This is a genomic window from Yersinia sp. 2553 StPb PI, assembly GCF_052217105.1.
Lineage (GTDB): Bacteria > Pseudomonadota > Gammaproteobacteria > Enterobacterales > Enterobacteriaceae > Yersinia > Yersinia enterocolitica_E.
The window spans coordinates 4,229,503-4,251,657 of sequence record NZ_JAZGPX010000002.1 but is presented as its reverse complement, the minus strand read 5'-3'; the positions used below and the strand labels follow the sequence as shown (position 1 = coordinate 4,251,657).

Below are 22,155 nucleotides of genomic sequence, written 5' to 3'. Positions count from 1 at the left end.
CTTACCAATCTCACTTCATTCACATCAACGCTAACGTAGCGTCACTCTTGGATTCTTATCGGGTAATGCCTTCCGGCTGGAAATTTAAGGCTGGATTTCATGGTTATTTTTCACCCCGACAGGACTAAGAATAATCAATTAATCATTAAAATCAAAAACGATTTCCATTTTTATTTAAAATATTTTTTTAATCTTTATTTATCATATTGTTAACATAGGTATGTGTTATAGACAGATAGGAATAGGCTTCCATTACTAGCGTTTTTCGAAGATAACTCATTGTTTAGCAAAGAGATCAGACCAGTTTATCGAAGGGGAATAAGCTTTTTTACTGGGGAATAATAGACAGGCGGCATCGATTCAGCCGCCTTTATTAACATTTGAGGTGATAAAAAGTCAGTCGAGCGTAGGATTCATATGGCGCAAATCAAATGGGGTGATTTGGTACACGTAGTAGTTCAGCCAGTTCGCAAACAGCAGATGACCGTGGCTACGCCACGATGCTTTTGGTGGTAAAGAAGCATCGTCATCAGGGAAGTAATTGAGTGGAACTTGTGGGTTAAGACCGGCGGCCACATCACGCTGATATTCACCCGCTAGCGTGTCGACGTCGTATTCAGGATGACCGGTAACAAAAGCCACTCGCTTATCTTTACTGGCAAACAAATAAGCTCCAGCCTCTTCTGATGAGACCAGGATATCCAAATCTGTATATTGCTTAAGCACCTCAAGTGGGAAATCGGCATAGCGAGAATGAGGTGCCAGGAATGTTTCATCAAACCCTCGGGTGAGCAGTGCCAGTGGCTCTCGAGTTTGGTGCTGGTAAATACCAGAGAGTTTGGCCTCGCGAGTCATCTTAGGAATGCCATACAGGATATTTAAGGCCGCCTGTACCGCCCAGCATACGAACAAGGTTGAGGTCACGTGGTCCTTTGCCCAAGCAATAATACGCTCGATCTGTGGCCAGTATGCGACGTCACAAAAATCAACTAAACCGAGAGGTGCGCCAGTCACGATCAACCCATCAAAATTCTGATCCTGGATATCTTCAAAGTCACAGTAGAAGTTATTCAGATGCTCTGCGGGCGTATTTTTTGACTCACGGCTATCAATGCGCAGCAATTGGATATCAATCTGTAAGGGTGAGTTAGAGAGTAAACGTAGGAATTGATTCTCCGTCTCAATTTTTTTAGGCATTAGATTCAGAACCAACACCTTCAGGGGACGAATTTCCTGAGTTTTCGCGCGCGATGAGGTCATCACAAAGACATTCTCATTGCGTAAGAAACTCACTGCGGGTAATTCATCAGGAACCCTAATTGGCATGCCTATATCCTCAATATATCCGTTTATACGTTTAGACTTCTAGATGCCTGAAGATAGCGGGTTTTCAGTAAAAAGTCGAGTGATCTGCCACAACCTGAAAATGTTTCATTACCACCATCTCAATAGCACTTAGTGCAGTGAACAGTCGGCATATATTTTCGATACTGCCAAAATGCAAAAACCCTCTACAAATGCAGAGGGTTATCATTTTCTATGACTCTATTTTTGAGGGCTATCTGTGATTTAGCTACATTTTCAGCATACAACAAACTCGTCACTAACATCTATTTTCGGATAGCACAAAAGCAAAAACCCCACGCTTTTGGCATGGGGTCTTTACTTGATTTGATACCTGGCAGTGTCCTACTCTCGCATGGGGAGACCCCACACTACCATCGGCGCTACGGCGTTTCACTTCTGAGTTCGGCATGGGGTCAGGTGGGACCACCGCGCTATTGCCGCCAGGTAAATTCTTTTCTACTACTACCGAACTTTAACCCATGTAACTGGTGCTGATACCCAGAGTCGAACTGGGGACCTCACCCTTACCAAGGGTGCGCTCTACCAACTGAGCCATATCAGCACAACTAAATTTGATGCCTGGCAGTGTCCTACTCTCGCATGGGGAGACCCCACACTACCATCGGCGCTACGGCGTTTCACTTCTGAGTTCGGCATGGGATCAGGTGGGACCACCGCGCTAAGGCCGCCAGGCAAATTCTGTCTAAACTAACCCGCTATATGTCTCCACACAGCCAGCCAGCCCAATCTCGGAACTTCGCTGAAAATTTCTATCTCTCAAATCTAAAACACCTTTGGTGTTGTAAGGTTAAGCCTCACGGATCATTAGTACTGGTTAGCTCAATGCATCGCTGCACTTACACACCCAGCCTATCAACGTCATAGTCTTTAACGTTCCTTCAGGGGGCTTAAAGCCCCAGGGAAGACTCATCTCGAGGCAAGTTTCCCGCTTAGATGCTTTCAGCGGTTATCTCTTCCGAATTTAGCTACCGGGCAATGCCATTGGCATGACAACCCGAACACCAGTGATTCGTCCACTCCGGTCCTCTCGTACTAGGAGCAGCCCCTCTCAATCTTCCAACGCCCACGGCAGATAGGGACCGAACTGTCTCACGACGTTCTAAACCCAGCTCGCGTACCACTTTAAATGGCGAACAGCCATACCCTTGGGACCTACTTCAGCCCCAGGATGTGATGAGCCGACATCGAGGTGCCAAACACCGCCGTCGATATGAACTCTTGGGCGGTATCAGCCTGTTATCCCCGGAGTACCTTTTATCCGTTGAGCGATGGCCCTTCCATTCAGAACCACCGGATCACTAAGACCTACTTTCGTACCTGCTCGAGCCGTCACTCTCGCAGTCAAGCTAGCTTATGCCTTTGCACTAACCTCACGATGTCCGACCGTGATTAGCTAACCTTCGTGCTCCTCCGTTACTCTTTGGGAGGAGACCGCCCCAGTCAAACTACCCACCAGACACTGTCCTCACCCCGGATCACGGGGCCGAGTTAGAACATCAAACATTAAAGGGTGGTATTTCAAGGTTGGCTCCATGCAGACTGGCGTCCACACTTCGATGCCTCCCACCTATCCTACACATCAAGGCTCAATGTTCAGTGTCAAGCTATAGTAAAGGTTCACGGGGTCTTTCCGTCTTGCCGCGGGTACACTGCATCTTCACAGCGAGTTCAATTTCACTGAGTCTCGGGTGGAGACAGCCTGGCCATCATTACGCCATTCGTGCAGGTCGGAACTTACCCGACAAGGAATTTCGCTACCTTAGGACCGTTATAGTTACGGCCGCCGTTTACTGGGGCTTCGATCAAGAGCTTCGCCTTGCGGCTGACCCCATCAATTAACCTTCCAGCACCGGGCAGGCGTCACACCGTATACGTCCACTTTCGTGTTTGCACAGTGCTGTGTTTTTATTAAACAGTTGCAGCCAGCTGGTATCTGCGACTGGCTTCGGCGCCGGGAGCAAGTCCCATTACCTAATGCCAGCGTGCCTTCTCCCGAAGTTACGGCACCATTTTGCCTAGTTCCTTCACCCGAGTTCTCTCAAGCGCCTGAGTATTCTCTACCTGACCACCTGTGTCGGTTTGGGGTACGATTTAATGTTACCTGATGCTTAGAGGCTTTTCCTGGAAGCTTGGCATCAACTACTTCACCACCGTAGTGGCTCGTCATCACACCTCAGCGTTGATAAGCAACCGGATTTACCAAGTCACTCCGCCTACATGCTTAAACCGGGACAACCGTCGCCCGGCTAGCCTAGCCTTCTCCGTCCCCCCTTCGCAGTAACACCAAGTACAGGAATATTAACCTGTTTCCCATCGACTACGCTTTTCAGCCTCGCCTTAGGGGTCGACTCACCCTGCCCCGATTAACGTTGGACAGGAACCCTTGGTCTTCCGGCGTGCGGGTTTTTCACCCGCATTATCGTTACTTATGTCAGCATTCGCACTTCTGATACCTCCAGCAACCCTCACAGGTCACCTTCAACGGCTTACAGAACGCTCCCCTACCCAACAACGCCTAAGCGTCGCTGCCGCAGCTTCGGTGCATGGTTTAGCCCCGTTACATCTTCCGCGCAGGCCGACTCGACCAGTGAGCTATTACGCTTTCTTTAAATGATGGCTGCTTCTAAGCCAACATCCTGGCTGTCTATGCCTTCCCACATCGTTTCCCACTTAACCATGACTTTGGGACCTTAGCTGGCGGTCTGGGTTGTTTCCCTCTTCACGACGGACGTTAGCACCCGCCGTGTGTCTCCCGTGATAACATTCTTCGGTATTCGGAGTTTGCATCGGTTTGGTAAGTCGGGATGACCCCCTAGCCGAAACAGTGCTCTACCCCCGAAGATGAGTTCACGAGGCGCTACCTAAATAGCTTTCGGGGAGAACCAGCTATCTCCCGGTTTGATTGGCCTTTCACCCCCAGCCACAAGTCATCCGCTAATTTTTCAACATTAGTCGGTTCGGTCCTCCAGTTAGTGTTACCCAACCTTCAACCTGCCCATGGCTAGATCACCGGGTTTCGGGTCTATACCTTGCAACTAGACGCCCAGTTAAGACTCGGTTTCCCTACGGCTCCCCTATTCGGTTAACCTTGCTACAAAATATAAGTCGCTGACCCATTATACAAAAGGTACGCAGTCACCCAACAAAGTAGGCTCCCACTGCTTGTACGTACACGGTTTCAGGTTCTATTTCACTCCCCTCGCCGGGGTTCTTTTCGCCTTTCCCTCACGGTACTGGTTCACTATCGGTCAGTCAGGAGTATTTAGCCTTGGAGGATGGTCCCCCCATATTCAGACAGGATGTCACGTGTCCCGCCCTACTCATCGAGTTCACAGCAAGTGTGTTTTGGTGTACGGGACTATCACCCTGTACCGTGCGACTTTCCAGACGCTTCCACTAACACACAAACTGATTCAGACTCTGGGCTCTTCCCCGTTCGCTCGCCGCTACTGGGGGAATCTCGGTTGATTTCTTTTCCTCGGGGTACTTAGATGTTTCAGTTCCCCCGGTTCGCCTTGCATGGCTATGTATTCACCATGCAATAGTGCAACGAATTGCACTGGGTTTCCCCATTCGGGTATCGTCGGTTATAACGCTTCATATCAGCTTACCGACGCTTTTCGCAGATTAGCACGCCCTTCATCGCCTCTGACTGCCTAGGCATCCACCGTGTACGCTTAGTCGCTTAACCTCACAACCCAAAGGTGTTTTTCGTTATTGGTGTGGCTGTGAACACACTCTGCTATGTTGTGCAGTGCGCGCAATCCTCATGAACGTTAAGTTCACTCCGGTTGCTGTGCGCTGTACGCCTTGCTGAGTGTCTTCTCGCTCACACTGCAACAATGATTACCCATTGGCATTGCGATTATTTGAGAGACTCTATTACAGGTTACTCTTTATCTCAGTACATCTACGGAGAGATAAATTTCGGCTGTAATGTTTCAATTTTCAGCTTGTTCCAGATTGTTAAAGAGCAATATCTTAAACACGACTCGTTAAAGTCATCTTTAAGATATTCAGTTGATAATGTCTTTCACACATTATCGGAGTGGCGTCCCCAAGGGGATTCGAACCCCTGTTACAGCCGTGAAAGGGCAGTGTCCTAGGCCTCTAGACGATGGGGACACAAAAATTTCTACTGAATCACTGATTCAGTATTTTTGTGTAAAGGTGAAAATGTGGTGACACATTCGAACGACTGATGCAGTAAAAACTCGATACCGAGGTCTTATTACACAATCATCACCCTCATCAACAGGTGCTCTTGCTCATTTACATTCATCAGACAATCTGTGTGGACACTACGCAATGCGTATCGTTAGGTAAGGAGGTGATCCAACCGCAGGTTCCCCTACGGTTACCTTGTTACGACTTCACCCCAGTCATGAATCACAAAGTGGTAAGCGCCCTCCCGAAGGTTAAGCTACCTACTTCTTTTGCAACCCACTCCCATGGTGTGACGGGCGGTGTGTACAAGGCCCGGGAACGTATTCACCGTAGCATTCTGATCTACGATTACTAGCGATTCCGACTTCATGGAGTCGAGTTGCAGACTCCAATCCGGACTACGACAGACTTTATGTGGTCCGCTTGCTCTCGCGAGTTCGCTTCACTTTGTATCTGCCATTGTAGCACGTGTGTAGCCCTACTCGTAAGGGCCATGATGACTTGACGTCATCCCCACCTTCCTCCGGTTTATCACCGGCAGTCTCCCTTGAGTTCCCACCATTACGTGCTGGCAACAAAGGATAAGGGTTGCGCTCGTTGCGGGACTTAACCCAACATTTCACAACACGAGCTGACGACAGCCATGCAGCACCTGTCTCACAGTTCCCGAAGGCACCGAAGCATCTCTGCTAAGTTCTGTGGATGTCAAGAGTAGGTAAGGTTCTTCGCGTTGCATCGAATTAAACCACATGCTCCACCGCTTGTGCGGGCCCCCGTCAATTCATTTGAGTTTTAACCTTGCGGCCGTACTCCCCAGGCGGTCGACTTAACGCGTTAGCTCCGGAAGCCACGCCTCAAGGGCACAACCTCCAAGTCGACATCGTTTACAGCGTGGACTACCAGGGTATCTAATCCTGTTTGCTCCCCACGCTTTCGCACCTGAGCGTCAGTCTTTGTCCAGGGGGCCGCCTTCGCCACCGGTATTCCTCCAGATCTCTACGCATTTCACCGCTACACCTGGAATTCTACCCCCCTCTACAAGACTCTAGCTTGCCAGTTTCAAATGCAGTTCCCACGTTAAGCGCGGGGATTTCACATCTGACTTAACAAACCGCCTGCGTGCGCTTTACGCCCAGTAATTCCGATTAACGCTTGCACCCTCCGTATTACCGCGGCTGCTGGCACGGAGTTAGCCGGTGCTTCTTCTGCGAGTAACGTCAATCAACCGTGCTATTAACACGACTGCCTTCCTCCTCGCTGAAAGTGCTTTACAACCCGAAGGCCTTCTTCACACACGCGGCATGGCTGCATCAGGCTTGCGCCCATTGTGCAATATTCCCCACTGCTGCCTCCCGTAGGAGTCTGGACCGTGTCTCAGTTCCAGTGTGGCTGGTCATCCTCTCAGACCAGCTAGGGATCGTCGCCTAGGTGAGCCATTACCCCACCTACTAGCTAATCCCATCTGGGCACATCCGATGGCGTGAGGCCCGAAGGTCCCCCACTTTGCTCTTGCGAGGTCATGCGGTATTAGCTACCGTTTCCAGTAGTTATCCCCCTCCATCAGGCAGTTTCCCAGACATTACTCACCCGTCCGCCGCTCGCCGGCAAAGTAGTAAACTACTTCCCGCTGCCGCTCGACTTGCATGTGTTAGGCCTGCCGCCAGCGTTCAATCTGAGCCATGATCAAACTCTTCAATTTAAGATTTGTTTGATTTGCTGCTAATAAAAGCAGCGATGCTCAAAGATTACTTTCTGCAAATAAGCATTCGAACCGAAGTTCAAATGTGTACTGCTTTGGTCACTCTTCAAGACTTTGATATTTCTTCTGCCTGTCGAAACAGGCTTCGATATCGTCTTGCGAGTGCCCACACAGATTGTCTGATAAATTGTTAAAGAGCAGTGCGTTAGCAACAGGTGGTTGGTAACGCGAGGTGCGCATATTACGCTTTCCTCATTCAGAGTCAACTACTAATTTTGTTGAATTTCTCTGTTCTCTTTGCCGGTCACTTAACTACTTGATTCGTTGTGTGCCGTCTCGATGGATGCGCATTATAGGGAGTTCCGCGCCGCCCGCAACCGCTAATTTCAATAAAAATGACTGTTTGCTGCATTCCACAGCAAAACCCCGCTTTATACCCAGTTGTGCACAAACTTATCCACAGATTGAATCTGCACTCAAAATTGACGAGCATCACGCAATCGTTTTCGCTACAATTCCCCGCGGCGAAAAAGAGTGACCTTGTCGGCAAAATATCGATGACATGATGTGATTTTTTATAAAACTGGGGAATACCACTCAGGATAAAGCGTATTTTATTGTGGTAGAGGATGAATCGCCCTGCTGAAAGCAGCAAAGAGTGGCATTGCTCCCTATTTGGGACGTTATCTGAGTTTGTTCCTCTCTATATAGTTATCTATATAAGAAGGTAGGATTCAGATAACGCTCTATTGAATGATTGCGAAGAATAACTGCGACTCCAAAGCCAAGGGATAAAACCATGCAACAACGCCGCCCAATCCGCCGTGCTCTACTCAGTGTGTCTGACAAAGCCGGTATCATCGAATTCGCCGCCGCACTTTCTCAGCGTGGCATCGAGTTACTTTCCACCGGTGGAACTGCCCGCCTGCTGGCCGATGCGGGTCTGCCCGTCACTGAGGTTTCTGACTATACCGGTTTCCCGGAAATGATGGACGGACGCGTTAAAACGTTGCATCCAAAAGTGCATGGCGGCATCTTGGGGCGCCGTGGTCAGGATGATGGCATCATGGCTCAACATGGCATTCAGCCGATTGATATTGTTGTCGTGAATCTATATCCGTTCGCTCAGACAGTTGCTCGCCCGGATTGCTCACTGGAAGATGCAGTTGAGAATATCGATATCGGTGGTCCTACCATGGTGCGCTCCGCTGCCAAGAACCATAAAGATGTCGCTATCGTGGTCAAGAGTAGTGACTACCCCGCCATTATTACTGAGCTAGATAATAATGAGGGTTCGTTGACGTATCCAACCCGCTTTGATCTGGCTATCAAGGCGTTTGAACATACCGCCGCCTACGACAGCATGATCGCCAACTACTTCGGCGCGCTGGTGCCAGCTTATCATGGTGACACAGAGCAACCATCAGGCCACTTCCCACGCACCCTGAATCTTAACTATATAAAGAAACAAGATATGCGCTATGGTGAAAACAGCCACCAGCAAGCGGCCTTCTATATAGAAGAAGAGGTTAAAGAGGCATCTGTGGCTACCGCACAGCAATTACAGGGTAAAGCGCTCTCCTATAACAACATCGCAGATACCGATGCGGCGTTAGAATGTGTGAAAGAGTTCAGTGAGCCTGCCTGTGTGATCGTCAAACATGCCAACCCATGCGGCGTGGCGATTGCTGATTCTCTGCTCGCCGCTTATGAAAAAGCCTATAAAACTGACCCAACCTCTGCTTTCGGCGGCATTATTGCCTTTAACCGTGAATTGGATGCCGAAACCGCCAGCGCCATTATCAGCCGCCAGTTTGTTGAAGTCATTATTGCACCCGCGGTCAGCGCTGAAGCACTGGCATTGCTCGCCGCCAAACAAAATGTCCGTGTTCTGACCTGTGGCCAGTGGCAGGAGCGTGCTACCGGTCTGGACTTCAAACGCGTCAATGGTGGTTTGCTGGTCCAAGACCGCGATTTAGGTATGGTGACTGCAGCCGATCTGCGTGTGGTGTCCAAGCGCCAGCCGACGGAGCAAGAACTGCGTGATGCACTGTTCTGCTGGAAAGTAGCCAAGTTCGTAAAATCCAATGCCATTGTCTATGCGCGCGACAATATGACTATCGGTATAGGCGCAGGCCAAATGAGCCGTGTCTATTCTGCCAAAATCGCTGGTATCAAAGCAGCGGATGAAGGATTAGAAGTGGCCGGTTCTGCCATGGCCTCCGATGCTTTCTTCCCGTTCCGTGACGGTATCGATGCTGCTGCATCTGTCGGGATCAGTTGTGTTATCCAACCGGGCGGTTCAATCCGTGACGATGAAGTCATTGCTGCGGCTGATGAGCATGGCATCGCTATGATCTTTACCGACATGCGCCATTTCCGCCATTAATTAACCCGCTTAACGGAGTCATCTGATGAATATTTTGATTATTGGTAATGGCGGGCGTGAACATGCGCTGGGCTGGAAAGCAGCACAGTCGCCTTTAGCGGGCAAAATTTATGTCGCACCGGGCAATGCCGGCACAGCGCTAGAATCTGGTTTAGAAAATGTCGATATCGCGGCAACGGATATTGCGGGTCTGTTGGCCTTTGCCCAGAACCATGATATTGGCCTGACCATTGTCGGCCCGGAAGCACCGTTAGTTATTGGTGTGGTTGATGCTTTCCGCGCAGCCGGTTTGACCATTTTTGGGCCAACGCAAGCCGCGGCTCAGTTGGAAGGATCTAAAGCTTTCACGAAAGACTTCCTGGCGCGCCACAATATCCCAACTGCGTTTTACCAGAACTTCACCGAGGTGGAGCCTGCTTTAGCCTATGTTCGTGAAATCGGTGCACCGATCGTGATTAAGGCAGATGGGCTGGCCGCCGGTAAAGGCGTGATTGTTGCGATGACGTTGGAAGAAGCAGAAACCGCCGTTCATGACATGCTGGCAGGCAATGCCTTTGGTGATGCAGGCCACCGTATCGTGGTGGAAGAGTTTCTCGACGGCGAAGAAGCCAGCTTTATCGTGATGGTTGATGGTGAAAATGTATTACCAATGGCCACCAGCCAGGACCATAAGCGGGTTGGCGATGGTGATACCGGCCCGAATACCGGTGGTATGGGGGCATATTCCCCGGCACCGGTAGTCACTGATGAAGTTCATCAGCGAGTGATGGAAAGTGTTATCTGGCCGACAGTGCGCGGTATGGCGGCAGAAGGTAATGTCTATACCGGCTTCCTCTATGCCGGTCTGATGATTTCCGCTGACGGGCAACCAAAAGTGATTGAGTTCAACTGTCGCTTTGGTGACCCGGAAACTCAACCCATCATGCTACGCATGCGTTCAGACTTGGTTGAATTGTGCTTAGCCGGTGCGCAAGGCAAATTGAATGAGAAGACCTCTGACTGGGATGAGCGTCCATCGCTGGGTGTGGTGTTGGCCGCTGGCGGTTATCCGGCAGATTATCGCCACGGTGATGTCATTCATGGATTACCACAGCAGGAGGTAGCTGACGGTAAAGTGTTCCACGCCGGAACCAAACTGAATGGCAATAATGAAGTCGTCACTAGCGGCGGTCGCGTATTGTGTGTAACTGCGCTGGGTGCCACCGTCGCCCAGGCACAGCAAAACGCGTATCGGTTAGCTGAAAATATTCAGTGGGAAGGGGCTTTCTACCGTAAAGACATTGGTTATCGGGCGATTGCTCGCGGTAAATAAATCTACCCTTGTATTCTACGGGCGCAGCTTGCTGTGCCCTGCTTCTTATCAGGTCTCACAAACTACCGGCTGTCGGCTCCCAGCGGCAGAAGTCCTGATTGGCAACCAACAGCAATTGCTGACCCTCCGACGAATCCAACCACGCGACGCCCAGAGGTTGCGCACTGCCCTCTCCCCGTTTGCTCAGCCATGCCTGTGAGTTATCGTCAACTTTCAATCGCAACGTCTTCTTATCACAGGTGGTAACCACACCATCTCGCCACTGTCCCTGAATTAACCTGACATTTCCGGCGCGCAGTGCACTGCTCTGTTCGAGAATTCGTTTCGCTTCCAACTGATAGACCGCGATATTATCCGCAGAGAGCTGCTCACGCCGTTCGGCCAACTGGCGCTGCATAAAACTCACCTGTCCTTGTTCATCAAAACGCAGCTCGACGCTCTGCGGGTTATGACCCAAATCGTTGCGCCGAATTTCCCGCAAAATGCCATTTTGATATTCGTAGAAGGTTACGCGAGTGTTGTCCCCGGAATAGGGGCTGTAGACGCTCATCAGCACTTGTGGCTGCTGCTGCGCATTATCCTGACGCCATAAACGAACGACACCGCTATCGGCGATATATCCGCTGGCACTAAATTGAGGGGAACCTGACTGACTGCTACAGGCGCTGAGACCAAAGGCTAAACCGAGGGTCATCAGCACCCGCTGCATAAACAAAAGGGGCTTTGCCACCCCCCTGCTTATTATTTTCACTGACACACTATTAAGATTTAACAGAATCTTTCAGTGCTTTACCAGAAACAAACGCTGGCACATTAGCTGCAGCAATTTTGATTTCTTTACCAGTCTGTGGGTTGCGGCCAGTGCGCTCATTACGATGGTTTACCTTGAAAGTACCAAAACCAACCAATTGTACTGGATCACCGTCTTTCAGAGATTCGGTAATTGCAGCCAGTGTGGATTCCAAAGCAGCTTTAGCTTGTGCTTTAGAAAGGTCCGCTTTGTCCGCGATTACGTCAATCAGTTGAGTCTTATTCATAAGTTATCCTTACAGTGTGTTTATCGTTTGCAAAGCATCGAGTGCGACGGATATGCCGATGGACAGCACTCTCCTGCATACACGCACCGATAGCCACTTTTTTTCGCCCCCCAAATGTAGAACAGACAGGGGGCAGATGTGAAGCCTTAAGACGTGACAAATCAGGCGTTAAATCACGTTTTCTTGCCTTATTGCGTTAAATTTATGCCAATGTTGCTAACAGCCGCTTCCCGCAGGTCAGATCGTAGCCCTTTTATCAGATCTAAGTCGCGCTCTTCACAGTCAGCTAACAGACGGAAAATCTCCCATTGGATATCCCATTCTTCTTCAATCGCAGGCAAAATTTTCAGTTCTTCATCGGTCATTTCTTTACCGGCCAACGTCATTTCCAACATTGCAACGGTACGAATTGATGCTTCGCTGATAGCGACAGCATGTTCCAGTGTTTCACCACTCAAACGCGAATGGATGGCCTCGCCCAATGCAATACAGGCATCGATGGCAGGATAAACACCGTAGATAGCATAGTCATCGGCTGAAGGAATTGCCTCTTCCAGCTTCTCTAACTGGCTATCAAAGTTAACTTTTGCGTCTTTTACGACCAAAGTTTCCCAGATCAGGTCCAGAATGCGCCGGTAAACAGCCGGGTCGCCAAATTCAGTTTCCAGACAAAATTGCTGATAGTTGGGATACATCCGCTCGCATAAGCAAGCCATGAAAGTCAGGTGTTGCCAACTTTCTAGCTTCTCGAGACGTAGATGAATCGGATTACGTATCATTATAAGTTCTCATTATTCATTATCTGCGCGGCAGTGTACCCGAAATTAAATCATATCCCTATGGTTGCCAAGTAAATCAGGATTTTTCCGCACCCAACGCTGAAATTGCGGGCGGTTTGAGGCGATAGCATCAGCCCAACGGGTTGGCTCAGGCAAACGGTAGCCCGCCATGCAAGCCTGTACCCACGCCAAAGCACTGCTAACACTGACCCGATGACCGGGCGAGATAAACAGTGGATTGCAACGGACTTTGCTGCGCCACACCCAGCCAAGTTGCTCATCACCATCAATGAGTGGTTGTAATGCGCCGTTATCGCTCTCTAGCGGCAGAGAGTGCCCACACAGGCGACTTTTGGCGACACCAATGGTCGGGACATCAACCAACAGCCCAAAATGGCTGGCAACGCCTAAACGACGCGGATGTGCGATACCTTGCCCATCAACAAACACCAGTTGAGGCCGTTGCTGCAACTGCTCCCAGGCGGCTAATAATGCAGGATATTCACGGAAAGAGAGTAAACCGGGGATATACGGCAGTGAAGTTGCCACGCGGGCAACCTGATATTCCACCAGTTCTAGCGAGGGATAACGCAAAATCGCGATAGCAGCACGGGTAATCTCCCCCTGCTGCTCAAAACCAACATCCGCACCGGCAATAAAGTGCACTGACCCACTATCAAAATCATCGTGAAGAATAATTTCAGATGCTCGTTGTAACTGTTCTGCCCGTAACGCTTTGGTATCTATCATCGGCCAACCTCCCTCGAGCTTGAAGCTACAGTACGGTTACCTGCCGCCCCAATGACTTTGGGTATAAGCGATTAGTTTTGATGATAAGGCTTTGATAATGTATGCACTGCATCAACAAAAGCCCCTGCATGTTCTGGCGGGACATCCTGATGAATGCCGTGCCCCAGATTAAACACATGCCCTTCACCCTGGCCAAAACTTGCGAGAATAGTACTCACTTCCTGCTCAATACGGGCAGGTGGTGCGTATAGCACAGAGGGGTCCATATTGCCTTGCAGAGCGACCTTATCACCCACCCGACGGCGCGCATCGCCGATATCCGTGGTCCAATCCAACCCTAATGCATCACAACCGGTAGCAGCCATTGCTTCCAGCCATTGCCCGCCACCTTTGGTGAACAAGGTCACCGGCACCCGACGCCCGTCGTTTTCGCGGATCAGGCCATCGACGATTTTATGCATGTAGTTCAAGGAGAATTCAAGATAATCACGCCCTGTCAGTACCCCGCCCCAAGTATCAAACACCATCACAGATTGAGCGCCAGCTTTGATTTGCGCATTGAGATACAAGATGACGCTATCGGCCAGTTTATCCAGTAGCAGATGCAGGGTTTGCGGCTCGGCATACATCATTTTCTTCAGTTTGGTAAACGCTTTGCTACTACCACCTTCAACCATATAGGTTGCCAGCGTCCATGGGCTGCCGGAAAAACCAATTAATGGCACCGCACCTTTCAGCTCACGGCGAATGGTTCTTACCGCGTTCATCACATAACCCAATTCCTGTTCTGGGTCGGGGATGGGTAACTTTTCGACGTCGGCGCGACAAGTAATCGGGGATTGGAAGCGTGGGCCTTCACAGGTTTCAAAATAGAGCCCCAGCCCCATAGCATCGGGGATGGTCAGAATGTCTGAAAACAGAATCGCGGCGTCCAATGGATAGCGACGTAATGGCTGCATCGTCACTTCACAAGCCAGTTCCGCATTTTTGCACAGCGACATAAAATCCCCGGCAACCGCGCGGGTAGCTTTATATTCCGGCAAATAACGGCCCGCCTGACGCATCATCCATACCGGCGTTACATCTACCGGTTGACGCAATAAGGCTCGCAGATAGCGATCGTTTTTCAACTCATTCATGGTGGAGCTCCCTTAATTATCTGGCGGCCATCTTTTAGCGGACCATATTGTAGCATGTCAGATAATACTTTCCTGCTAACTGCCGCCGCTATTAAGGGCGTGATAATGACTCACTCTCGTGGGGTTTAAACTGCGTCGGCTATGAGGTTAGCGCTTCAGCACTCCCTTCTGATTAGATCAACTCACGGTGCTCGCGGCATAACACCACGGTATCTTCAATTAATCGTCGTGCTACGGTGCCTGGCGGCGGCAGTAATGGCAATTGGTCATAACGATACCAACCGGCATTTAGCAGCTCTTTAGGGTCATGTCGCAATTCACCACTGTCATACTCGGCCATAAACGCCATCATCAGTGAATGGGGGAACGGCCAAGGCTGTGATGTTACGTAGCGCAGATTTTTAATGTGAATATTACTTTCTTCTAAAACTTCACGGGAAACCGCCTGCTCCAGAGTCTCACCCACTTCGACAAAGCCTGCCAATACGGTATTAATGCCGCCACGATGCCGTACATGCTGCGCCAATAAAATTTCATCATCACGGCGAATGGCAACAATCACACAAGGGGCGACTTGTGGGTAATAGCGCTCACGGCAGTGATTACACAGACAAGCCCACTCGGAACGGCTGGCCTGCATTTGGTGACCGCAATAACCACAAAAACGGTGAGAACGATAAAACTCTGCCAGTTGCACACCACGCCCAGCCAATTGGAACAAGCCGCGATCCACATCCAGTAATTGCCGCACGGAACCCATATCAGTAGACATCATCTGACGGATCAACCATACCGCCTGCCCTTGCCATTCACCGATTTGCCTTGCCGCTGCGCCCTGCAATGACCAATTAGCGGCATTACCTTGTGGTAACTCCCCTTTCGGCAACCATAATTTGTTTTCATGACTGACAATCCACCAGCCACTTTCTTTACCTGTAAGTTGTAGTTCCATATCGTTGTTGCACAACCTCGACTTCACTGGCAATCTAGAATCCGGCTTGTTACATTTTTGTAACCCACTATTACTTTTCCTTACTCACGGAGTCGTTCATGCTCAACCGACTAGAAAGCCTGACTCAACGCGTTGGCGGCAGTAATGAATTAATTGATCAATGGCTTCATGCGCGTAAAGAACTGTTAGTTTCATATTGCACAGTGATCGGTATTAAGCCGCAAAAAGAAAAGCATACCCCGCTTAACGAAAAAGCGCTGGAGAACTTTTGCCATAATTTAGTGGATTATCTCTCTTCCGGGCATTTTCATATCTATGACAGAATTATCAAACAGGTGGAAGGCGCGTCTAGCCCAAAAATGGCGCTGACGACCAAAGTGTATCCTGCGTTAAAAAATAATACTCAAACGATCATGACATTCCATGATCGTTATACCAACATTGAGATCGATCAGGACAGTTGTATCGAGTTTCAACAAGCATTATCTGATATCGGCGAAGCCCTTGATGCCCGTTTCCGCTTGGAAGATCAATTGATTCAATGGGCAGCCGAGTCATGGCAAGCCGCCCAGCCAGTTATTCAAACAGGGCCGGTAAAATAGCCCGCTGAACAGCACGGGCTTGTAGTTTTAATTCAACCTCATATACTGGGGTTTCTTGTCGGAGTGCCTAGCACCTGTTTTCTTAGGAAAGCAAACGCAGGCTGAGACCGTTAATTCGGGATCCGCGGAACCTGATCGGGTTAATACCCGCGAAGGGAACAAGAGTAATTTATCGCTACAGGCCCGGTCTTTATCCTTACAGGTAGCTGCCGGTTACTGGCCAACATCGTTACTCCCGCCAAGCTCCAGACAAGCAATTTTCCCTATAAACCACACTGGTAGGAATTGCTATGTCTAATAATACAACCACTAAAAGTTCATCACGCCCACGTAAACCTATTCCACGTAAACCTATTCCACGTAAACAACTTCCACGTAAACAACAACGTGAACAAGCTCAACAGTTTATTGATACTTTGCAAGGTGTCACTTTCCCCAACTCCCAACGTATTTACCTACAAGGCTCACGGCTAGATATTCTGGTACCGATGCGCGAAATCCAGCTCAGTCCGACACTGATTGGCGGTGGCAAAGACGCACCACGCTATGAAGATAACGAAGCCATCCCGGTGTATGACACTTCCGGCCCATATGGTGACTCAAATGCCAAACTGGATGTTCACAGCGGGTTACCCAAATTACGCGATAGCTGGATAGCTGAACGCCAGGATAGCGCCGCACTGACCTCTGTCAGCTCTGGCTTCACCCAACAACGTTTGGCCGACGAAGGCTTGGATCATTTGCGTTTTGAGCATCTGCCACACCCGAAGAAAGCCATCACAGGCAAATGCGTCACCCAACTGCATTACGCCCGTCAGGGTATCATCACGCCAGAGATGGAGTTTATCGCGCTGCGAGAAAATATGGGCCGTGAACGTATTCGTGGTGAGGTACTACGCCAGCAGCATCCAGGACAGGCTTTTGGCGCTAACCTGCCAGAAAATATCACTGCCGAATTTGTACGTCAGGAAGTGGCGGCGGGCCGAGCTATCATTCCCGCCAATATAAACCATCCAGAATCTGAGCCGATGATTATTGGTCGTAACTTTTTAGTGAAAGTGAATGCCAATATCGGTAACTCTGCGGTGACCTCCTCCATCGAAGAGGAAGTAGAAAAACTGGTGTGGTCAACCCGCTGGGGTGCAGATACCGTAATGGATTTGTCCACGGGACGCTATATCCATGAAACCCGCGAATGGATCCTGCGCAATAGCCCGGTCCCTATTGGTACCGTTCCTATCTATCAGGCATTAGAAAAAGTAAATGGTGTGGCTGAGAACCTAACCTGGGAAATGTTCCGTGACACACTGTTAGAGCAGGCCGAGCAAGGGGTGGATTACTTTACTATCCATGCCGGTGTGTTGTTGCGCTATGTACCGATGACCGCCAAACGCTTGACCGGTATCGTCTCCCGTGGTGGTTCAATTATGGCGAAGTGGTGCCTTTCCCATCATCAGGAAAACTTCCTGTATCAGCATTTTCGCGAAATCTGCCAGATCTGTGCGGCCTATGATGTCTCACTGTCACTGGGTGATGGCCTACGCCCTGGTTCCATTCAGGATGCCAATGATGAAGCCCAGTTCGCTGAGCTGCATACCTTGGGTGAATTGACCAAAATCGCCTGGGAATATGATGTGCAGGTGATGATTGAAGGCCCCGGTCATGTGCCGATGCAGATGATTCGCCGCAATATGACGGAAGAGTTGGAACACTGCCATGAAGCGCCATTCTATACCTTAGGCCCGCTAACTACGGATATTGCGCCGGGTTATGATCATTTCACTTCAGGTATTGGGGCCGCCATGATTGGTTGGTTCGGTTGCGCCATGTTGTGTTACGTCACACCGAAAGAACATCTTGGCCTGCCTAATAAAGAGGATGTGAAACAAGGTCTTATTACTTATAAAATCGCCGCCCATGCCGCAGACTTGGCCAAAGGCCACCCCGGTGCGCAGATCCGCGATAACGCCATGTCGAAAGCGCGCTTTGAATTCCGCTGGGAAGATCAGTTCAATCTGGCGCTTGATCCAGAAACCGCACGAGCCTATCACGACGAAACCCTGCCGCAGGAGTCCGGCAAAGTGGCCCACTTCTGCTCAATGTGCGGGCCGAAATTCTGCTCGATGAAAATCTCTCAGGAAGTCCGCGACTATGCCGCTACGCAAGAACAGGCTGTGGCGCAAGAGCTAGCAGCGACACAAGAAACAGCAGCCCAACCGATCGAAATTTTACAATCAGGTATGGAACAGATGTCAGCGGAGTTCCGCTCTCGCGGCAGCGAGCTGTATCACAGCCCCGTTAACCTCAAGAGCGAGGCCAATAATGAACCTGTCTAATCATGCCTCATTTTCTGCAAAGAAAGGTTTCCCTGCGACGGTACAGCGTCTTGGTCTCTATCCCGTCGTCGATAGCCTACTTTGGATAGAGCGCCTGCTTGCCGCAGGCGTAACCACAATACAACTACGTATCAAAGAGTTAGATGATGCGCAGGTAGAACAAGGCATTGCCGCTGCCATAGCGTTAGGCAAACGCTATCAGGCACGCTTATTTATCAATGATTATTGGCGGCTGGCGATTAAGCATGGTGCCTATGGTGTTCATCTGGGTCAGGAAGATCTGGAAACAGCCGACTTGGCCGCGATTCAGCAAGCTGGATTACGGCTGGGCGTATCAACCCATGATGAGCAGGAACTGGCGATAGCTAAAGCTGTCCGGCCCTCTTATATCGCCATGGGCCACATCTTCCCCACACAAACCAAGCAAATGCCGTCATCACCACAAGGGTTGACGGTACTCAAGCAGATGGTCGACAACACGCCAGACTACCCGACAGTTGCCATCGGCGGCATCAGCATTGAGCGCGTACCGGCGGTCCTGGCCACGGGTGTCGGTAGTGTAGCGGTCGTCAGTGCTATTACCCTGAGTGACGATTGGCAGCAGGCAACAGCACAATTACTGCACCTGATTGAGGGCAAGGAGCTGGCTGATGACAAACAAGCATGAGTTGAGTGACAGCGAATTCTTGCGCTACAGCCGCCAGTTATTACTGGAGGATATCGGCCCTGAGGGCCAGTTGAAGCTGAAAAATGCCTGTGTGCTGATTATCGGCCTTGGCGGCCTTGGTTCGCCTGCTGCGCTCTATTTGGCGGCAGCCGGTGTCGGTAAGCTATTACTGGCTGATGATGACCAACTGGAACTGACCAATTTACAGCGCCAAATCCTGTATCGCACCACAGATATCAGCCAAACATCCTCAGCTAATCAAAGTAAAGCACGGTTAGCCCAACGTCATTTGCAAAGCCTCAATCCGTTGATTGAGATTGTCCCATTTGATACGCGGCTGCTAGGTGCGGCATTGGCCGATGCGGTAGCTAACGCTGATTTGGTGCTGGATTGCAGCGACAACATGGAGACGCGCCATCAGGTAAATGCAGCCTGTATCACCGCACAAAAGCCATTAATCAGCGGCAGTGCCGTGGGATTCAGCGGGCAACTGCTGGTCATTGAGCCGCCTTATTCTCAAGGCTGCTACGCCTGCCTCTATCCCGATAAGGAATTGCCGCAGCGTAATTGTCGTACCGCTGGCGTATTGGGGCCGGTGGTCGGCGTCATTGGTACCTTGCAAGCACTGGAAGCCATCAAGATGTTGGCAGGACTGCCATCGGCACTGAGCGGGAAATTACGCTTATTCGATGGCAAGCAGCAGAGCTGGAGCACCCTGCAACTGACTCGGGCCAAGCATTGCCCTGCCTGCGGAGGTGCACAGTGAAAACGGGTTATATACAGATTGTGCTCAATGATCAGCCATTAGAAGTGGTGAGCAATATCACTGCGGCAATGCTGCTCAATCAGCTCAAACGCCACCAGCCGGGTACGGCTCTGGCGGTTAATCAGGTCATCGTCCCTCGTACTGACTGGGAAAAATGCCAGTTACACGCGGGTGATAACATTTTGCTATTCCAAGCGATTGCCGGGGGCTGACATGCTGAAGATCGCCGATACCACTTTTACCTCACGTTTATTTACCGGTACGGGAAAATTCTCCACCCCTGAACTAATGCTGGAAGCATTGCGCGCCTCAGGGTCACAACTGATTACTATGGCGATGAAACGGGTTGATTTACGGGCAGGGAACGATGCAATTCTTGCGCCCTTGCAACAATTAGGTGTGCGTTTGCTGCCTAATACCTCGGGGGCCAAAACTGCGCAAGAGGCTGTATTTGCCGCCCGTCTGGCGCGTGAAGCGCTGGGTACCCATTGGATAAAATTGGAAATTCATCCCGATGTGAAGTATTTACTGCCTGACCCAATAGAAACCCTGAAAGCCGCCGAAATACTGGTGAAAGAGGGATTTGTTGTTTTGCCTTACTGTGGTGCGGACCCGGTATTGTGCAAGCGGCTGGAAGAAGCAGGCTGCGCTGCCGTCATGCCATTGGGTGCACCGATTGGCTCAAATTTGGGCTTACGTACCCGCGACTTTCTGCAAATCATTATCGAGCAGGCCAAAGTGCCCGTGGTAGTCGATGCTGGAATTGGTGCGCCAAGCCATGCGCTTGAGGCAATGGAATTGGGAGCTGATGCCGTGCTGGTCAATACCGCAATTGCCGTGGCACGCTCACCCGTACACATGGCGCATGCTTTCCGTTTGGCGGTTGAATCCGGTGAATTGGCGCGTCAGGCGGGGCTTGGCAACCAACAGTTTGGCAAGGCCATTGCCACCAGCCCACTGACTGGCTTTCTCAGCCAGTTAGAGGAGGAGCATCATGTCTGAAGATTTCAGCCAACACTGGCAACAATTAGATTGGGATGATATTTCTCTGCGTATTAACAGTAAAACCGCCGCTGATGTTGAACGGGCCATTAATGCCGTCAAACCGAATCGCGACGACTTAATGGCGTTGATTTCGCCCGCAGCACTGGCTTATCTCGAACCGATGGCGCAGAAGGCTCAACAATTAACCCGCCAGCGTTTTGGTAACACGGTGAGTTTTTATGTACCGCTCTACCTTTCTAATCTGTGTGCTAATGATTGCACTTATTGTGGTTTCTCGATGAGCAATCGCATCAAGCGCAAAACCTTAGATGAAGCAGAAATCATCCGTGAGTGTGATGCTATCAAAGCGCTAGGCTTTGAACATCTGCTACTGGTCACTGGTGAACATCAGGCAAAAGTAGGAATGGATTACTTTCGTCGTCACTTCCCAGTCATCCGTAGTCGATTCAGTTCACTGATGATGGAAGTTCAACCATTGGCGCAAGAAGAGTATGCGGAGCTAAAAACGTTGGGATTAGACGGTGTGATGGTTTATCAGGAAACCTATCACCCAGCGACTTACCAGCAACATCACTTGCGCGGGCACAAGCAAGATTTTCACTGGCGACTGGCAACCCCAGATCGTCTCGGTCGGGCTGGGATCGACAAGATCGGACTAGGTGCGTTGATCGGGCTGTCTAATAGTTGGCGCACGGACTGTTATATGCTGGCGGAGCATCTGTTTTATCTGCAACAGACCTATTGGCAAAGTCGCTACTCTATTTCGTTTCCACGACTACGACCTTGTGCGGGCGGTATCGAGCCAGCATCTCTGATGAGTGAGCCGCAACTGCTGCAATTGATCTGTGCTTTTAGATTGTTTGCCCCGGATGTGGAACTGTCGCTATCTACCCGTGAATCACCTTTCTTCCGCGACAATGTCATTCCGGTCGCGATTAATAATGTCAGTGCGGGTTCCAAAACTCAGCCTGGTGGGTATGCAGATAATCATCCAGAACTTGAGCAATTTGCTCCGCATGATAATCGCACACCGGAGCAGGTAGCACTGGCATTGACACAGGCGGGGTTACAGCCGGTGTGGAAGGATTGGGATCGCCATTTAGGGCGTTCTCTGCAATAAACCGGCCGTTTAAATCCTAAAAAAAGCAAAAAAAAACCGCCCCGTAAGGAGCGGTTTTTACGTTGGT

17 protein-coding genes, 2 tRNA genes, 4 rRNA genes and 1 riboswitch are annotated in these 22,155 nt (G+C 50.2%); of the genes, 9 read left to right on the top strand and 14 right to left on the bottom strand.

The genetic code is table 11. The features are described from left to right. Nucleotides 1–396: 396 nt before the first annotated feature. From metA to V2A84_RS20820, 8 genes are all read right to left on the bottom strand, one after another. Complete coding sequence (gene metA, locus V2A84_RS20855; RefSeq protein WP_083162079.1) at nucleotides 397–1,326, bottom strand: homoserine O-acetyltransferase MetA; 930 nt, start codon at nucleotides 1,324–1,326, stop codon at nucleotides 397–399. 350 nt (nucleotides 1,327–1,676) lie between these two features. Continuing rightward, nucleotides 1,677–1,792, bottom strand: a 5S ribosomal RNA gene (rrf, locus tag V2A84_RS20850). A gap of 41 nt (nucleotides 1,793–1,833) precedes the next feature. Then, nucleotides 1,834–1,909 (bottom strand) — tRNA-Thr (locus V2A84_RS20845). A 15-nt stretch (nucleotides 1,910–1,924) separates the two neighbouring features. Next, a 5S ribosomal RNA gene (gene rrf, locus V2A84_RS20840) occupies nucleotides 1,925–2,040 on the bottom strand. 111 nt (nucleotides 2,041–2,151) lie between these two features. Next, nucleotides 2,152–5,059 (bottom strand): 23S ribosomal RNA (locus tag V2A84_RS20835). 358 nt (nucleotides 5,060–5,417) lie between these two features. Then, a tRNA-Glu gene (locus V2A84_RS20830) sits at nucleotides 5,418–5,493 on the bottom strand. 198 nt (nucleotides 5,494–5,691) lie between these two features. Next, a 16S ribosomal RNA gene (locus V2A84_RS20825) occupies nucleotides 5,692–7,234 on the bottom strand. Together the 16S, 23S and 5S rRNA genes with 2 tRNA genes alongside form the textbook arrangement of a ribosomal RNA operon. Before the next feature lie 99 nt (nucleotides 7,235–7,333). Beyond that, a complete protein-coding gene (locus tag V2A84_RS20820) occupies nucleotides 7,334–7,474 on the bottom strand; it encodes a hypothetical protein (RefSeq protein WP_193784765.1) in 141 nt (46 codons plus the stop codon). A gap of 559 nt (nucleotides 7,475–8,033) precedes the next feature. Here V2A84_RS20820 and purH point away from each other — a divergent pair. Together purH and purD are read left to right on the top strand one after the other, a co-directional pair. Then, complete coding sequence (gene purH / locus V2A84_RS20815) at nucleotides 8,034–9,623, top strand: bifunctional phosphoribosylaminoimidazolecarboxamide formyltransferase/IMP cyclohydrolase (protein WP_083162075.1); 1,590 nt, start codon at nucleotides 8,034–8,036, stop codon at nucleotides 9,621–9,623. A 25-nt stretch (nucleotides 9,624–9,648) separates the two neighbouring features. After that, a complete protein-coding gene (gene purD, locus V2A84_RS20810) occupies nucleotides 9,649–10,935 on the top strand; it encodes a phosphoribosylamine--glycine ligase (RefSeq protein ID WP_083162073.1) in 1,287 nt (428 codons plus the stop codon). Nucleotides 10,936–10,990: 55 nt separating this feature from the next. On the opposite strand, the gene V2A84_RS20805 is transcribed toward purD, so the two are convergent. The 6 genes from V2A84_RS20805 to nudC form a co-directional block, all read right to left on the bottom strand. Further along, nucleotides 10,991–11,644: a DUF1481 domain-containing protein gene (locus V2A84_RS20805; RefSeq protein WP_102970519.1), complete on the bottom strand. Its 654-nt coding sequence runs from the start codon at nucleotides 11,642–11,644 to the stop codon at nucleotides 10,991–10,993. Between the two features lie 52 nt (nucleotides 11,645–11,696). Continuing rightward, on the bottom strand, nucleotides 11,697–11,972 hold the full coding sequence (gene hupA / locus V2A84_RS20800) for a nucleoid-associated protein HU-alpha (protein WP_004876782.1): 276 nt from the start codon (nucleotides 11,970–11,972) through the stop codon (nucleotides 11,697–11,699). 188 nt (nucleotides 11,973–12,160) lie between these two features. Then, nucleotides 12,161–12,751: a YjaG family protein gene (locus V2A84_RS20795; protein WP_005192306.1), complete on the bottom strand. Its 591-nt coding sequence runs from the start codon at nucleotides 12,749–12,751 to the stop codon at nucleotides 12,161–12,163. 45 nt (nucleotides 12,752–12,796) lie between these two features. After that, the gene (nfi, locus tag V2A84_RS20790) at nucleotides 12,797–13,501 is read right to left on the bottom strand and encodes a deoxyribonuclease V (protein ID WP_083162071.1); all 705 of its coding nucleotides are present in this window, start codon (nucleotides 13,499–13,501) and stop codon (nucleotides 12,797–12,799) included. Nucleotides 13,502–13,572: 71 nt separating this feature from the next. Then, nucleotides 13,573–14,640 (bottom strand): uroporphyrinogen decarboxylase, encoded by a 1,068-nt coding sequence (gene hemE, locus V2A84_RS20785; RefSeq protein WP_442849042.1) that lies wholly within the window; start codon nucleotides 14,638–14,640, stop codon nucleotides 13,573–13,575. Nucleotides 14,641–14,812: 172 nt separating this feature from the next. Next, nucleotides 14,813–15,592 carry an NAD(+) diphosphatase gene (gene nudC / locus V2A84_RS20780; protein WP_083162067.1) on the bottom strand — a complete coding sequence of 260 codons (780 nt, stop codon included), beginning with the start codon at nucleotides 15,590–15,592 and terminating at the stop codon, nucleotides 14,813–14,815. A gap of 98 nt (nucleotides 15,593–15,690) precedes the next feature. Between nudC and rsd the strand changes: the two genes are divergently transcribed. From rsd to thiH, 7 genes are all read left to right on the top strand, one after another. Next, complete coding sequence (gene rsd, locus V2A84_RS20775) at nucleotides 15,691–16,194, top strand: sigma D regulator (protein ID WP_083162065.1); 504 nt, start codon at nucleotides 15,691–15,693, stop codon at nucleotides 16,192–16,194. Nucleotides 16,195–16,243: 49 nt separating this feature from the next. Further along, nucleotides 16,244–16,369: riboswitch (TPP riboswitch) on the top strand. A gap of 115 nt (nucleotides 16,370–16,484) precedes the next feature. Then, entirely contained in the window at nucleotides 16,485–18,530 is a 2,046-nt protein-coding gene (gene thiC, locus V2A84_RS20770; protein WP_442849041.1) for a phosphomethylpyrimidine synthase ThiC, read from the top strand. Beyond that, a complete protein-coding gene (gene thiE / locus V2A84_RS20765) occupies nucleotides 18,517–19,197 on the top strand; it encodes a thiamine phosphate synthase (protein WP_420073057.1) in 681 nt (226 codons plus the stop codon). Before thiC ends, thiE begins: the two co-directional genes overlap by 14 nt. Beyond that, complete coding sequence (locus V2A84_RS20760; protein WP_442849040.1) at nucleotides 19,181–19,963, top strand: HesA/MoeB/ThiF family protein; 783 nt, start codon at nucleotides 19,181–19,183, stop codon at nucleotides 19,961–19,963. The genes thiE and V2A84_RS20760 overlap by 17 nt, the downstream gene beginning before the upstream one ends. Continuing rightward, a complete protein-coding gene (thiS, locus tag V2A84_RS20755) occupies nucleotides 19,960–20,175 on the top strand; it encodes a sulfur carrier protein ThiS (protein WP_420073059.1) in 216 nt (71 codons plus the stop codon). Before V2A84_RS20760 ends, thiS begins: the two co-directional genes overlap by 4 nt. Before the next feature lies 1 nt (nucleotide 20,176). After that, complete coding sequence (locus V2A84_RS20750) at nucleotides 20,177–20,965, top strand: thiazole synthase (protein ID WP_442821352.1); 789 nt, start codon at nucleotides 20,177–20,179, stop codon at nucleotides 20,963–20,965. Next, nucleotides 20,958–22,088: a 2-iminoacetate synthase ThiH gene (gene thiH, locus V2A84_RS20745; protein WP_083162055.1), complete on the top strand. Its 1,131-nt coding sequence runs from the start codon at nucleotides 20,958–20,960 to the stop codon at nucleotides 22,086–22,088. The genes V2A84_RS20750 and thiH overlap by 8 nt, the downstream gene beginning before the upstream one ends. Nucleotides 22,089–22,155: the final 67 nt, after the last annotated feature.